The organism is Catenibacterium mitsuokai, from assembly GCF_025148785.1.
In the GTDB taxonomy this organism is placed as follows: Bacteria; Bacillota_I; Bacilli_A; order Erysipelotrichales; family Coprobacillaceae; genus Catenibacterium; species Catenibacterium mitsuoka.
Window position 1 is genome coordinate 465,755 of record NZ_CP102271.1, and the last position, 13,418, is coordinate 479,172.

Sequence of the window (13,418 nt, forward strand, 5' to 3'; positions counted from 1 at the left end):
GTTAATCCTCACTAAATAAACTCATGATTTCTTCACCACTCATAGTCGTAATAGAACCACTATTACCTTCCACAAAACGATCTGCAAGATCCTTCTTTGCAGCCTGCAATGTCTGAATCTTTTCTTCAATAGAATCAGCCATAATCAATTTATATACAAATACCTTATTCTTCTGACCGATACGATATGCTCTATCAGTTGCCTGATTTTGTGCAGACATATTCCACCAAGGGTCAAAATGAACAACACCTTCTGCAGCAGTCAAGTTTAAACCAGTACCTCCAGCCTTCAAACTAATTAAGAAGACTGTTGTATCATCGTTCTGATAAGCATCCACTAATCCTTTACGTTTCTCTTTTTCTGTATCACCAGTCAACATATAATAAGATGTCTTACTCTTATCTAATTCTTTTGCAAGAAGATTCAATAAGCTCTTAAATGACGAGAATACAATAATCTTCTTGTTATTATCTTTATATGTCTGAATAATATTTAAACATGCTTCCATCTTAGAAGACTTATGTTTTACATCATCAAAGACAATACGAGGTTCGCAGCAGATCTGTCTTAACTTTGTCAACATCGCAAGAATCTGAATGCGGTCCTTAGAACCATCTAAAGTCTTTAATAACTGATTGGCCTGTGCTAAATGTGCTAAATAGAGCTTCTTTTCATCTTCACTGAAGTCTACAAGTACAGTATTTTCAATCTTATCAGGTAAATCTTTTAATACTTCATTCTTCGTACGTCTTAATACAAAAGGTGAAATCATCTTCTGTAATTGTGTCTGTGTTTCTTCATCATGATCCTTGACAATAGGTGCTTCATAATGAGACTTAAAATAACGATAGTTATATAAATAATCTTTATTTAAGAAGTCAAAAATGGACCATAACTCAGCCAGTGAGTTTTCAATAGGTGTACCAGTTAACGCAAAACGCTGTTTACCTTCTAATGATTTTACTGCAATCGCATTCTTAGTTTTCTGATTCTTAATATACTGTGCTTCATCTAAGACAATAAAATCAAATGTGATACCTTTATATTGTTCATAATCCTTACGAATATAGTCATAAGAAGTAATCATAACATCAAACTGTTTATAGCTTTTAATAATCTCTTTACGTTCCTTCGCACTTCCCATAACACAAGTCACCTTTAAATGAGAAGAGAACTTATTAAACTCATCTAACCAGTTTAAAATCAATGAAGCAGGACAGATAATAACAGAGAAATGATGTTCATTACTTTCTAATAAACTCATAATCTGAATCGTTTTACCTAGCCCCATATCATCGGCAAGAATACCACCAAAATGAAGGTCATTCATAGTAGAAAGCCATTGGAAACCTTCCTTCTGATAATCTCTTAAAATAGGTGCATAACGCTCATTTAAAGGATGTTCATGATGTGTATAGTTCTTTAAATGGTCTAATACATCCTTAAATGATTCTTCACGATTGACCTGTACATATTCAAAACCTTGAGTGGCTAAGTCCATCTGATGAGCTCTATTCAGATTTAAATCAATAGTACCATCTTCAGAAATATCTTTAGGTAGAATATGATACTGATCCATCATCTGACCTAACTCATCTAATTCATGTGTATCAATATAAAGTAACTGACCATTTTTTAAACGATGATAACGTTTCTTCTTCTGATGACTTGCTATAATATCAGCCAGTTCTTCTTTAGGAACATCTAAAGAATCCAGATTCATTTCTAATAAATTATGGGAAACCTTAATACCAACAGATAAGTTCATAGACTTCTTAGAACCAATAGCCTGTAAAGAATCAGATACATAAACATCTGTCAACTTATTCAAGTGATTTAAACCATCATGAATCATATCAATGGTTTCATCGCGATGTGTATCAAAACGCATAGGTCCTGACATATCATCAGGATTATATTTCTCTAGGAAACTAATAATCAAATCTGCCTTTAAAGAATGAGGTACATCATCTTTAAGAATATCATGCTTACCATCCTCATATGTTCCCATTAAAGTAATCAAAGCATATTCATCTTCATCTACATCTGCATAGATTTCTAGATGCGTTTCTTCCTTAATCTTATCTTCTAGACCTACATACTCAATATATTTCTTTGTAGGAGAAATAATATAACGTGTAAAGTTTTCTAACTGATCATGAGATACATAAAGACGCTGTAATGTATCAAATCGATTCAATAACTCAACACTTACTCCCTGCTTATCAAAACGATAACGTGTAAAAGAATGTGTAGAAGGGCTATAACTATATAAGTTCTTCTTACCAATATAGTAAGGTGAGAGGTCTGTGTCCAATTCTAGAATTGTATCATGCTTATCCTTAGACACTGATACAACAGGATGTAATTCATCCTCTAAACGAGCAAAAGGATGCATTGCCTGAGGGATTTCTTCAAGTAAATCCCAGAAAGCATCGACATTATCATCATTGATGAATAAAGTGTTATTACTAGATAAATGTGAATGATAATATCTTAAAATAAATTGATAAATCTTCTTTGAAGGTTCATCAAGAATATCAGGATTATGCACAAAAGCGAGTGTCTTACCATACGTATGATATTCATTATTTTGCATTTGTGTCACAAAATTAGGAATACTCTTTACAATATAATCTCTATTACGTCCAATCTTTAAAGTAATGCCAAACTGCCAGTCATCTGCATATAGTCTTAAATGAACAGGTGTAGAATCAACAGGTGTAAACTGATTCACTAATTGTTTTTTAATATAATCAGTCAGTTCATTGGTTTCCTTTTCTCTTTCTTTACGTCTATATTCCTGCATACGCTGTTCCCATAAAAGACGTTCTCTCATAGCACTTTTCTTTTCTTCCTGTGCACGCTTTTGTAAATCAACAGCATAACGATAAGGGAACGTGTTAGGAGATAACTCCTGAACCTTTAAGATAAGGGCACCTATATGACCACAGGCTGTATATTCATCGGCATAAATACAATTACAGTCTGTAGAAACTATTTTAGAATTGGGATTTACAAGAACACGAGGAAGATAGATATTACCATTAATCATAACCTTACCAGAAATATGATAATAACCACGATTATCAGTTGTAATAGAAACATTCACAACATAATCTCTTCGATAATATTCTCGTGCAATATCACGGTTACGTGCTCTAGATACAACACGTTCAAATTCATTATCAGTGATAAATAACATAGCAATTCCTCCTAATCTAACTAATTATATCATAAGAAAGAACACAAAAAAACTGGAATAAAATTTATTCCAGTTCAACAGGTTCCTGTTGTAGAGTTAAACCATATTTCTTTTTAATAATAGAAACGATTTCTTCTCTAGCCTGTTTTAAGTGTGCATAACTTTGTGCACTTTCATTAATTAAGATCAGTGCAGCTTTCTCAGATACACGCATGCCATGGAAAACCATTCCCTTTAATCCAGCATGGTCTATCAACCATCCAGAAGGGACTTTATTTCCTTCCCATACCGGTACATTCATGCCTCTTAAACGATCAGCTTCAGCATCATCTAAATAAACATTCTTAAAGAATGATCCAGAACTTGCCATTTCTTCAGGTTTAGGAAGCTTGGACCAGCGTATTTCAGTCACCATCTCTCTAATAGATTTAGGAGAGAAATCAGTAATCTGATGTTCTTCTACATAATTCTGTAAAGAAGTATAGAAAGGAGGAGTAAGTGTATCATGACTTAAGTGAATAGTCATAGAGATAATCAAATAACGTCCTGCATCTTCACCATGATTGAAGATACTTGATCTATAGCCTAGCTTCATATCTTCAGCTTTAATAGTGACATACTTTTCTTCCTTTAAATCATAAGCAAGAACAGAGTCTAATACCTGTACAATTTCCTGACCATAAGCACCTACATTCTGTACAGGTGCAGCACCTACTGTACCAGGAATAGCACTCAATGCTTCAATACCAGATAAATTTTTTTCTGTAGTGAAAGCAACAAGATCATCAAGTAGTTCTCCACCCATTGCAACAACTGTTAATTCATCAATAGAACGTATACCCTTAATACGGTTTAAAAGAATAACCCCCTTGAAACCTTCATCTTTTCCAATTACATTACTTCCTGTTCCTAAAATAAATACAGGAAGCTGACGTTCTTTTGCAAATAAGTAAGCTTTTTCTACATCTTCTACGGTCTCTAATTCAATCACATAACGCGCTAGACCGCCTAGGCGCATTGTAGTGAGTTCCTTGATTTCTACATTCTCATTTATTCTCATAAAGTGCATTATAACATAGTTTTTTCAAAAGTGTGCATTAATGATGGAACAATCTCTGATGTGTGAATGCAAGAACCATATCATACTTATTACATGTATCAATAACATGGTCATCACGAATAGAACCACCAGGCTCACCCACATACTTTACACCACTCTTATGGGCACGTTCAATATTATCTCCAAATGGGAAGAATGCATCACTACCTAGTACAACATCTGTATTCTTCTTTAACCATTCTTTCTTTTCTTCTTTTGTGAATACTTCTGGTTTTACCTTGAAATAGTTCTGCCATACATCCTCACCAAGTACATCTTCATAATCATCTGATACATACGCATCAATTGTATTATCCTTTTCAGCACGTTTTAGACCATCTGCAAACTGTAAACCTAATACCTTAGGATGCTGACGTAAGAACCAGACATCTGCCTTATTACCAGCAAGTCTTGTACAATGAATACGAGACTGCTGGCCAGCTCCAATACCAATAGCCTGACCATTCTTGACATAACATACAGAATTAGACTGTGTATACTTTAATGTGATCATAGAAAGGATTAAATCATGTAATGCATGTTCAGGAATATCTTTATTCTTAGATACAACATCCTTAAACATCTCTTCATTAATCACGCAGTTATTTCTACCTTGCTGGAATGTAATACCAAATACCTGTTTAATTTCTACTGGATTAGGTACATAATGGGGATCCATCTGTAATACACAATAAGTGCCTCTTCTTTTCTTCTTAAGTATTTCTAAAGCTTCTTTTGTATAACCAGGCGCAATAATACCATCACTGACTTCACGATTAATAAGCTTAGCAGTTACTTCATCACATACATCAGAAAGAGCACAGAAATCACCATATGAACTCATACGGTCACTACCTCTTGCCTTAATATATGCATTAGCGATTGGACTTAACACTTCAGCACTTTCCTTTACAAAATACATCTGTCTTTCTACTTCAGTTAAAGGTGTCCCGATAGCTACACCAGCAGGAGATACATGCTTAAAACTTGCCGCACAGCTCATATGAGTTGCTTCCTTTAATTCCTTCACTAGCTGCCAGCTATTAAAAGCATCTAATAAGTTGATATAACCAGGTTTACCATTTAAGACAGTAAAAGGAAGTTCTCCTTCTTCCATAAACACTTTAGCAGGTTTCTGATTAGGGTTACAGCCATACTTTAATTCTAATTCTTTCATAGATTCCTCCAAAAAAAGAAGCCGACACATACTCCAGGCTTCTTTGCCCAGACGGTCGGCTTCTTCATTTGATTTATTATACTCCCTGTGGTCAATTCCACTTCCGTCAGTCATATAACTAATGTCATTATAGATAAAAGAATATAATAAAACAAGCATTTTCATTATATAAAAATAGAATGTAAACGCTTGCATAATTGTAATTATTAGGCTATAATTAAGTCAGAAAGAGAGGAGGAAGACCTCCTTAACATATACATTCATCTCAAAGAACTTGGTCAGAAAGGAGAGATTCCCATGGGATACTGTGACTGAGTATCCATTGAGGATACTCAATTAAATTAGGAAAAACGTATTTATCCACCGATAATGATTTATATGCAATATCGATAATGTATGGTTTATATGATGGGTGGAAACGGGAGATAGCTCCTGAATATAATAATAAGGTACGTTGATCTATATATTGGAAGGCTATAAAAAGGTTTTCCCATTTATCTATGATGCTGGAAATTGAATCCAAAAGATGTAATCCTAGTATCCAGCAGAAAAAGCTATGGTGATGTAAAAGCCATAGCTTTTTCATTTGAAAACAAAAACCTCCTGTCGATAGACAAGGAGATTTTTGCGCAGGTAGGCTCACTTAGAGTACTTCTACCGCTGGCGTAGTTGTTTTGTATAGTATATGTATACTAACGTCAATTGTATTTGTGAAAAAGCATCTATTTATCAATAAATTTTCATTTTATAAAAATTAGATGAAAACGCTTGCATTCATGCGAATGATAATGTATGATATAAGCGAAAAGAGAAGACAGAAGATAAAACATTAAATATAAGACATGTTACTTGACTTCCTAGTCTAACGAACCGAAAAGTAAAATGAAGAAATACGGCGATTATAGTAAGATTCGATCTTATATTAAATGAGAAATGAAAATTTCTAATAAAATGTTGAATCCATAAAAAGTCTAATAATAAAAAGAACTCAATATCAATAAGATGGGTTTGATAAATTATTCAAATGAGTCTAATGCTTCTCCTTATATAGCAAAAGAGGAATCCAAATGGGTTCCTCTTTTCGTTTAGCTTTCTTCTATTTCTAATAGTTCTAGATAACGTTCATTCTTTTCTTCTAAAGTCTTTTCAACTTCATCACGTTCTTTACTTAATTCATCGAGCTTTTCAAAATCCTGGGTACTTCCCATTTCTTCATCGATTTCACTTAAACGTGTTTCTAGATTCATAAGAAGATCATCCATACCTTCTAGTTCTTTCTTTTCACTGAAGGTTAATCTTCTCTTTCTATTTTCTTTAGCCTGTTTACGATAGTCTTCTCTTTGAGATTCTGTTTCTTTCTTAGTATTAGTGATATCAATAGAAGCACTATAGCCACCATTCACATAATGAATTTCCTGATCCTTAAAGACAAATAAACCATCCACAATACGATCTAGAAAATAACGGTCATGGGATACAGTAATCACAATACCTTTAAATGTATCTAGATAATCTTCTAATACATTCAATGTTTCAATATCTAAGTCATTCGTCGGTTCATCTAATAGTAATACATTCGGTGCACCCATTAAAACCTTTAATAAATAAAGTCTTCTCTGTTCACCACCTGATAACTTACCAATCTGTGTATATTGGGCATGGTCATCAAATAAGAAACGTTCACACATATTACGAGCACTAAGTGTACCTTCACTTGTTTCTAGATTATCACTTGTTTCTCTAATATAATCAATAACTCTCATTGTAGGATCATCATAATGGAAATGCTGCTGGAAATAGCCCATACGGATTGTATCACCAATAATAATCTCACCATCATAATCAGTGATAATACCTGCAATCATATTGAGTAACGTTGTCTTACCACAGCCATTTTGTCCTAATATACCTATACGGTCAAATCTCTTAAATAAATAAGAAAATGGCTTAAACATCACCTTATCAGGATAGCTTTTAGACACATTCACTAACTCAATAGTCTTCTTACCTAAACGACTTGTAGTATCTATAAGTTCAACAGTTCCTTTCTCCTGAATTTGTTCAATAGAAGATAATTCTTCAAAACGCTGTAAACGGTCTTTACTCTTAGTAGAACGTGCCTGAACACCTGCTCTGACCCATTCTAATTCTTTCTTTAAGAAGAGGTTTCTTTTTCTTTGTGCCTGTAAGGCATTGTTTTCTCTTTCTGCCTTTAATTCTAGGAAGTGTGAATAATTGGCTACATAAGGGAAAATCTCACCTCTATCTAATTCATAGATCTTATTTGTAATACGTTCTAGGAAGTAACGATCATGAGTGACCATAAGTAACCCTTTAGAACGCTTAATTAAATATTTTTCTAGATATTCAATCATAGGGGTATCTAGATGGTTAGTCGGTTCATCTAGAATAAGTAAATCACATTCTTCCAGTAATACGATAGCAAGAGCTAAACGTTTTTTCTGACCCCCAGATAAAGTACTGATTACCTGATCCATATCTTCTAAACCAAAACGTGTCAAAGAAGACTTAATAGAATATTCAGGGACATCCTTAAGAATATGTTTTGCTTCATTAAGAATCGTTTCATTATCTCTAAATACAGGATTCTGAGGTAAATAAGCAATCTTTAGATCCTTCTTATAAGTGATTGCAGGACTGTCATGATGGGCAATCATCTTTAATAAAGTACTCTTACCTGTTCCATTGACACCAACTAAGGCAATCTTATCTGTATCCTCTACAATCATATTCAAGTTCTTATACAACTGTCTCTCACCAATCGCATAAGATAAATTCTGTATATTAATTAACATGTAGTCACCTCTATAAAAGAGAGTGGAATAAATCATCCACTTCTTGTTTTCTCTTCTTAGTCTCTTCAGGTAAAACACGGAAGCATTCATCTAATACATCATTTTCATGTGCATTTAAACCTCTCTTTAAAATGGTTTCACCTGTCTTTAAGTTTTCTAGATGATAATACCCTTTTTCATCAATTCTTTCAACAACCCACATGATTCCATCTCCTCTTTGTTTTCCTCATTATAGCATGCTATAATGGGGAAAAGGAGTGTGAACTTTTATGAATAATATTCTTTTATTTGGTTTATGTGTTGTTGTGCCAGTGCTTATTCCTTTAATTATCGCATTATTAGTGGCTGTATTATGGAAAATAAAATAAGTACAAAAGGTGTATTCTTCTTGCTTATGACAGCATTCTGCTGGTCACTTGCAGGTTTATTTATACGTGCAAGCCACTTAAATGGGCTGGGATTCTCAATGATGAGTTCTATTGTCGCAATACCTCTTAGTATGATCATTCATCATAAGAAGCTGGTATTCAATAAAATGACAGTTACAGTGGGGGTCTTTCAGTTCCTTATGAGTTTAACATTCATCTATGCCAATAAGCTCACATCAGTGGCCAATGCGATTGTATTACAATACTCATCAACAATCTTTGTATTGATCTATCAATCAATTGATTTACGTAAATTACCGACAAAAAGACAAATGGGGATCATTGCGATTGTCTTTATCGGTATGGCACTATTCTTTGCGGATACTCTTTCCTTCTCGCATCTATTAGGAAATATACTCGCAATTATATCAGGAGCCTGCTTTGGAATGCAGTTCTACCTCAACAACAAAGAAGAGGCTGAAGCTTTCTCTTCGACAATATTTGCTTATATGTTCTCTCTTACAGTAGGCTTAATTGTCTTTAGAGGACTTCCTAACTTCCATATTACTGATGCCTTTGGTGTATGTGGTTATGGTTTCTTTCCAATGTGTTTAGGTGGTATATTTCTTGCATTAGGTATTTCTTGTACAGAAGCTTTTACAGCCAATCTTATTTGCATGTTAGAAGTCATTCTAGCGCCTCTGTGGGCTTTTATCTTCTTCCATGAGACAATATCTGGTATCAGTTTAATTGGTGCAGGAATGGTTGTAGGGGGCATTATCTTAAACTTAGTATTAGACTTTAAAAAAGCAGCCATCTAGGCTGCTTCTTTTGATTGTAGACCATTTCTACTTCGATATATTCATAATGTCCTCGATGGTCTTGTTTTTCAACAAATTGTCACACGCTTCATTAAGATCTACAAAAATAGAATCAATGGCTTGTTCTACTTTAGAGTCCTTAATGGCTTCTCTTCCATCTTCTCCATTGTGCCAAGTCACATGGATATAATCATTTGAGACAGATTTCGCAATCTCAGATAAAGTAATATCATCAGCTTCTTTATCAAGACGATATCCTCCATCAACACCTGCTTTAGCCTTAATAAGGCCCGCTTCTCTCAATTTGATCATAACACGTCTTACACGTACTGGATGAGTGCAAATATGCTTTGCAAGTTCATCGCTAGAAATAAGGTCTTGGTTTTTACCTAAATAGACGAGAGCGTGGACAGCAATACTAAAATCACTAGTCATACGTATCACCTCCATATAAAACTTCTATTATTATTTCCATTTACATAATAATGCCTTTTGTAAATATTTACAAGATTATTTTGGAAAAAATTCACTAATAACACTCAAAAAAAAGCCTTTTGTAATCAACACTTTTACAATTTTGACTGGAAAAATATTAAAAGAAAGCATATCATTCGTAGTCTTGTTCTAAAAGTGTTATGATAGTATTAGATAAAGGAGGAATTGAATATGAAATTCTATCGTTGTGAACATTGTGGTAATGTTATCACTCATTTTGTGGATTCTGGTGTACCAGTCGTTTGTTGTGGTGAACCTATGAAGGAATTAACACCAAATACAACTGATGCCGCAGTTGAAAAGCATGTTCCTGTAGTGAAAGTAGAAGATAATAAAGTAACAGTATCTGTAGGATCAGTAGAACATCCTATGACTGAAGCACACTACATTACATTAATTGTATTAGAAACTAAGAATGGTACTCAGTTTAAACAGTTAACACCTTCTGATAAGCCTGAAGCTGTATTCTATGTTGGTGAAGGTGATGAAGTTGTGGCAGCTTATGACTACTGCAATCTTCATGGTTTATGGAAAGCATAGTGAACTACTCCGACTTAATATTTTATTAAGTCGGTTTTTTTAGATGCTTACGCATCCGTTTAAGAAGATTGATATTTAAGTCTCCACCTATTGCTAGGCAATCCTTATTCTTATAGGCGTGTCCACTTCGCCTCTACTGTATAGGATGTTTACATCCACAACGCTACTTTTACGCATGATATTTAATGCACCATTTACATCTGCATTCAGAACTTGTCCACTCGCTGTTCTATACTGTCCACGATGTATTCTCTTTCCACTGAAATGGTATTCTTCAGTATCATCACTCTTATAGACTGGTATGACATCCTTATCCCAGAAGCTGGCCTTTGATGTGTAGGACTCCTCCTGCATTACAAGTATGATGCCATTCAGCTCACAGAGATATTCAAGCTTGTCTCTCAGCTTTCCATATGGAATATTGACGAAAGTCTGATTGTTTCTTTTGCCTATGTTGGAATCCTTCTGAAAGGTTTCATTATAGCCCACAACAAGAGTTCCAATATCATGATCGATACAGTAATCAATCACCTTGCGTGCAGTCTTGTTCATGTAGTCATTTATTCTATTGTTACGCCTGCGTGCCAATGCCTTCTGTCTGTTGGTCGGCTTCCTGCCATAGTCCTGCTTATCCTTGATGGACTGTAATCTTGCATTTTTTTTGTTGAACCACTGGTTAATGGACTTCAGTCTTCTTCCATCGATGATGAATGTTTCACCTTTACTTGATACTCCAGTGACAAGATTATTGATACCTAGATCTAATGCCAGTGCATTTGTTGTATTGAGATTCCTTTGAATGCATTCAGCTTCATAGATGTACTGAATTTCAAAGAACCTGGCATCTGCCTTTGGTATGATACGTATTTCCTTCACTTTCTTATCAAGCAGTATAGGTGGAATAGTAATCTCAACAGCCTTATGTGTCTTTCTGAAGCTGTTTGAATATGGAAGTATGAGCTTATTCCCTTTAAGTCTTACAAATCCAATGACGAGTGTAGTATATCCATCCTTTGGAAGATAGCGTGGAAGTCTGCAGTCCTTAAGTGCATGCTTTCCCTGCTTTGCCTTTTTAAGAAGACCGAAGAATGATTTGAATGAACCATCTACTTCCTTCAGTATCTGCTGTGCCATATTGGAATTAAGCGTTCTATAGTTACCAGACGACTTCAGAAGTGCATAGTTCTTCTCATAATTGAGATACTTGCCTTCTGCAAAGTAGTGCTGTCTGATGTTATAGATTGCCTGATTAGTAAGATTCTTTGCAATATGACATAATTCCTTGATGGAACGATAGTCTTCCTTGGACAGATGCTTTACCTGCTGCTTGACTGTAAGATACATATATTTAGCCTCCTTTCTGTAGATTCAGGAAAAGAAGTTTCCTATATATCTTATACCCTCACTAATCCAAAATTTCTCAATCAAATGTAATATCGATAAAAAACCCCAACCATATTTTATGTTGGGGTGGGGATGTTGTGTTGTATCTATAGATAAAAAAGCACAAATTCCGTTTCAGGACTGTTCATTTGAGCAGTCTTTTTTAGTACTTTAATGCTTCTTCAATATCCTTGATTAAGTCATCTGGGTTTTCTAAACCAATAGATAAACGAATAAGTGTTGGATCAACACCTGCTTCTTTTAATTGTTCATCTGTCATCTGACGATGTGTATGGCTAGCAGGATGTAAAATACAAGTCTTTGCATCAGCTACATGAGTCACGATGTTAATAAGCTGTAGGTGATCCATGAAAGTCACTGCTTCTTTCTTATCGCCCTTTAAACCAAAGCACATAACACCGCATGTACCATGAGGCATATATTTATTTGCGGCTTCATGATATTTATCATCTTCTAGTCCTGGATAGTGGATCCATTCTACTTTTGGATGATTCTTTAAGTATGTAGCTACCTTTAAGGCATTTTCACAATGTACACGCATACGTGCTGGTAATGATTCAATTCCAATATTTAATAAATAGCTATTAAATGGTGAAGGAATAGATCCTAAGTCACGCATTAATTGTGCAGTGGCTTTAGTAATATAAGCGGCCTTACCAAATCTCTTTGCATAAGTGATTCCATGATAACTATCATCTGGAGTAGTGAGCCCTGGGAATTTTTCTGCATGACTCATCCAGTCAAAGTTTCCACTATCAATAATAGCGCCACCAACACCGGATGCATGACCATCTAGATATTTAGTTGTAGAATGAGTCACAATATCAGCACCCCATTTAATAGGCTGACAATTGGCAGGTGTCGCAAATGTATTATCCACAATTAAAGGGACACCATGTGCATGCGCAATAGACGCAAACTTTTCAATATCTAATACTTCCATTGTAGGATTTGATAATGTTTCTCCAAACATACACTTAGTATTCTCTTTAAATGCTGCATTGATTTCTTCTACAGATGCATCTTGATTAATAAAGGTAACATCTACACCCATTTTCTTCATAGTTACTGAAAGTAGGTTATAGCTACCTCCATAAATATTACCAGAAGCAACAACATGTCCTCCTGCTTCACAGATATTAAAAATCGCAAAGAAGTTAGCTGCCTGTCCTGAACTTGTTAACATACCAGCATATCCACCTTCCATGCTAGTAAGTTTAGCGGCTACTGCATCATTTGTAGGGTTCTGTAAGCGTGAATAGAAATAACCATCTTTTTCTAAATCAAATAACATGCCCATTTCTTCACTTGAATCATATTTAAAAGTAGTACTCTCATAAATTGGTAACTGTCTAGGTTCTCCATTACCAGGCTTCCAGCCTTCATGGATTGCTTTTGTTTCTAATTCCATATAATCTCCTCCGTTTTTAAACATTATATACCATAAGGGTTGTAGGGATTTAAATTTTTTTTAAAAATCTTAAGTAATTTAT

At 34.6% G+C, this 13,418-nt stretch carries 11 protein-coding genes and 1 riboswitch; of the genes, 2 read left to right on the top strand and 9 right to left on the bottom strand.

Annotated elements, in window-relative coordinates:
* Window position 1: 1 nt before the first annotated feature.
* From NQ499_RS02320 to NQ499_RS02345, 6 genes are all read right to left on the bottom strand, one after another.
* Window positions 2-3,205 (bottom strand): DEAD/DEAH box helicase, encoded by a 3,204-nt coding sequence (locus NQ499_RS02320; RefSeq protein WP_006505178.1) that lies wholly within the window; start codon window positions 3,203-3,205, stop codon window positions 2-4.
* A 64-nt stretch (window positions 3,206-3,269) separates the two neighbouring features.
* Window positions 3,270-4,265, bottom strand: a complete 996-nt coding sequence (gene murB / locus NQ499_RS02325) for a UDP-N-acetylmuramate dehydrogenase (RefSeq protein WP_040389735.1) — start codon at window positions 4,263-4,265, stop codon at window positions 3,270-3,272.
* A gap of 37 nt (window positions 4,266-4,302) precedes the next feature.
* Window positions 4,303-5,481 carry a phosphoribosylaminoimidazolecarboxamide formyltransferase gene (locus NQ499_RS02330; protein WP_040389734.1) on the bottom strand — a complete coding sequence of 393 codons (1,179 nt, stop codon included), beginning with the start codon at window positions 5,479-5,481 and terminating at the stop codon, window positions 4,303-4,305.
* A gap of 38 nt (window positions 5,482-5,519) precedes the next feature.
* A riboswitch (ZMP/ZTP riboswitch) is annotated at window positions 5,520-5,605 on the bottom strand.
* A gap of 141 nt (window positions 5,606-5,746) precedes the next feature.
* The gene (locus NQ499_RS02335; RefSeq protein WP_040389733.1) at window positions 5,747-6,067 is read right to left on the bottom strand and encodes a hypothetical protein; all 321 of its coding nucleotides are present in this window, start codon (window positions 6,065-6,067) and stop codon (window positions 5,747-5,749) included.
* A gap of 499 nt (window positions 6,068-6,566) precedes the next feature.
* Entirely contained in the window at window positions 6,567-8,297 is a 1,731-nt protein-coding gene (locus NQ499_RS02340) for an ABC-F family ATP-binding cassette domain-containing protein (protein WP_006505175.1), read from the bottom strand.
* Window positions 8,298-8,307: 10 nt separating this feature from the next.
* Window positions 8,308-8,499, bottom strand: coding sequence for a DUF3006 family protein (locus tag NQ499_RS02345; protein ID WP_006505174.1), 192 nt, complete (start codon window positions 8,497-8,499; stop codon window positions 8,308-8,310).
* 150 nt (window positions 8,500-8,649) lie between these two features.
* Between NQ499_RS02345 and NQ499_RS02350 the strand changes: the two genes are divergently transcribed.
* The gene (locus NQ499_RS02350; RefSeq protein WP_006505173.1) at window positions 8,650-9,486 is read left to right on the top strand and encodes a DMT family transporter; all 837 of its coding nucleotides are present in this window, start codon (window positions 8,650-8,652) and stop codon (window positions 9,484-9,486) included.
* A gap of 27 nt (window positions 9,487-9,513) precedes the next feature.
* On the opposite strand, the gene NQ499_RS02355 is transcribed toward NQ499_RS02350, so the two are convergent.
* On the bottom strand, window positions 9,514-9,921 hold the full coding sequence (locus tag NQ499_RS02355; protein ID WP_040389732.1) for an RrF2 family transcriptional regulator: 408 nt from the start codon (window positions 9,919-9,921) through the stop codon (window positions 9,514-9,516).
* 231 nt (window positions 9,922-10,152) lie between these two features.
* Here NQ499_RS02355 and NQ499_RS02360 point away from each other — a divergent pair, with 231 nt between their 5' ends.
* Window positions 10,153-10,521: a desulfoferrodoxin family protein gene (locus tag NQ499_RS02360; RefSeq protein ID WP_006505171.1), complete on the top strand. Its 369-nt coding sequence runs from the start codon at window positions 10,153-10,155 to the stop codon at window positions 10,519-10,521.
* A gap of 93 nt (window positions 10,522-10,614) precedes the next feature.
* Here the strand turns inward: NQ499_RS02360 and NQ499_RS02365 are convergent, their stop codons facing one another.
* Both NQ499_RS02365 and NQ499_RS02370 read right to left on the bottom strand, forming a co-directional pair.
* The gene (locus tag NQ499_RS02365) at window positions 10,615-11,865 is read right to left on the bottom strand and encodes an RNA-guided endonuclease InsQ/TnpB family protein (RefSeq protein WP_259848588.1); all 1,251 of its coding nucleotides are present in this window, start codon (window positions 11,863-11,865) and stop codon (window positions 10,615-10,617) included.
* 202 nt (window positions 11,866-12,067) lie between these two features.
* The gene (locus NQ499_RS02370) at window positions 12,068-13,336 is read right to left on the bottom strand and encodes an O-acetylhomoserine aminocarboxypropyltransferase/cysteine synthase family protein (protein WP_155812557.1); all 1,269 of its coding nucleotides are present in this window, start codon (window positions 13,334-13,336) and stop codon (window positions 12,068-12,070) included.
* Between the last annotated feature and the right edge of the window lie 82 nt (window positions 13,337-13,418).

Coding starts and splice junctions, on each gene's coding strand:
- NQ499_RS02320 (WP_006505178.1), bottom strand. CDS start 3,205: ATGTTATTTATCACTGATAATGAATTTGAACGTGTTGTATCTAGAGCA.
- murB (WP_040389735.1), bottom strand. CDS start 4,265: ATGAGAATAAATGAGAATGTAGAAATCAAGGAACTCACTACAATGCGC.
- NQ499_RS02330 (WP_040389734.1), bottom strand. CDS start 5,481: ATGAAAGAATTAGAATTAAAGTATGGCTGTAACCCTAATCAGAAACCT.
- NQ499_RS02335 (WP_040389733.1), bottom strand. CDS start 6,067: ATGAAAAAGCTATGGCTTTTACATCACCATAGCTTTTTCTGCTGGATA.
- NQ499_RS02340 (WP_006505175.1), bottom strand. CDS start 8,297: ATGTTAATTAATATACAGAATTTATCTTATGCGATTGGTGAGAGACAG.
- NQ499_RS02345 (WP_006505174.1), bottom strand. CDS start 8,499: ATGTGGGTTGTTGAAAGAATTGATGAAAAAGGGTATTATCATCTAGAA.
- NQ499_RS02350 (WP_006505173.1), top strand. CDS start 8,650: ATGGAAAATAAAATAAGTACAAAAGGTGTATTCTTCTTGCTTATGACA.
- NQ499_RS02355 (WP_040389732.1), bottom strand. CDS start 9,921: ATGACTAGTGATTTTAGTATTGCTGTCCACGCTCTCGTCTATTTAGGT.
- NQ499_RS02360 (WP_006505171.1), top strand. CDS start 10,153: ATGAAATTCTATCGTTGTGAACATTGTGGTAATGTTATCACTCATTTT.
- NQ499_RS02365 (WP_259848588.1), bottom strand. CDS start 11,865: ATGTATCTTACAGTCAAGCAGCAGGTAAAGCATCTGTCCAAGGAAGAC.
- NQ499_RS02370 (WP_155812557.1), bottom strand. CDS start 13,336: ATGGAATTAGAAACAAAAGCAATCCATGAAGGCTGGAAGCCTGGTAAT.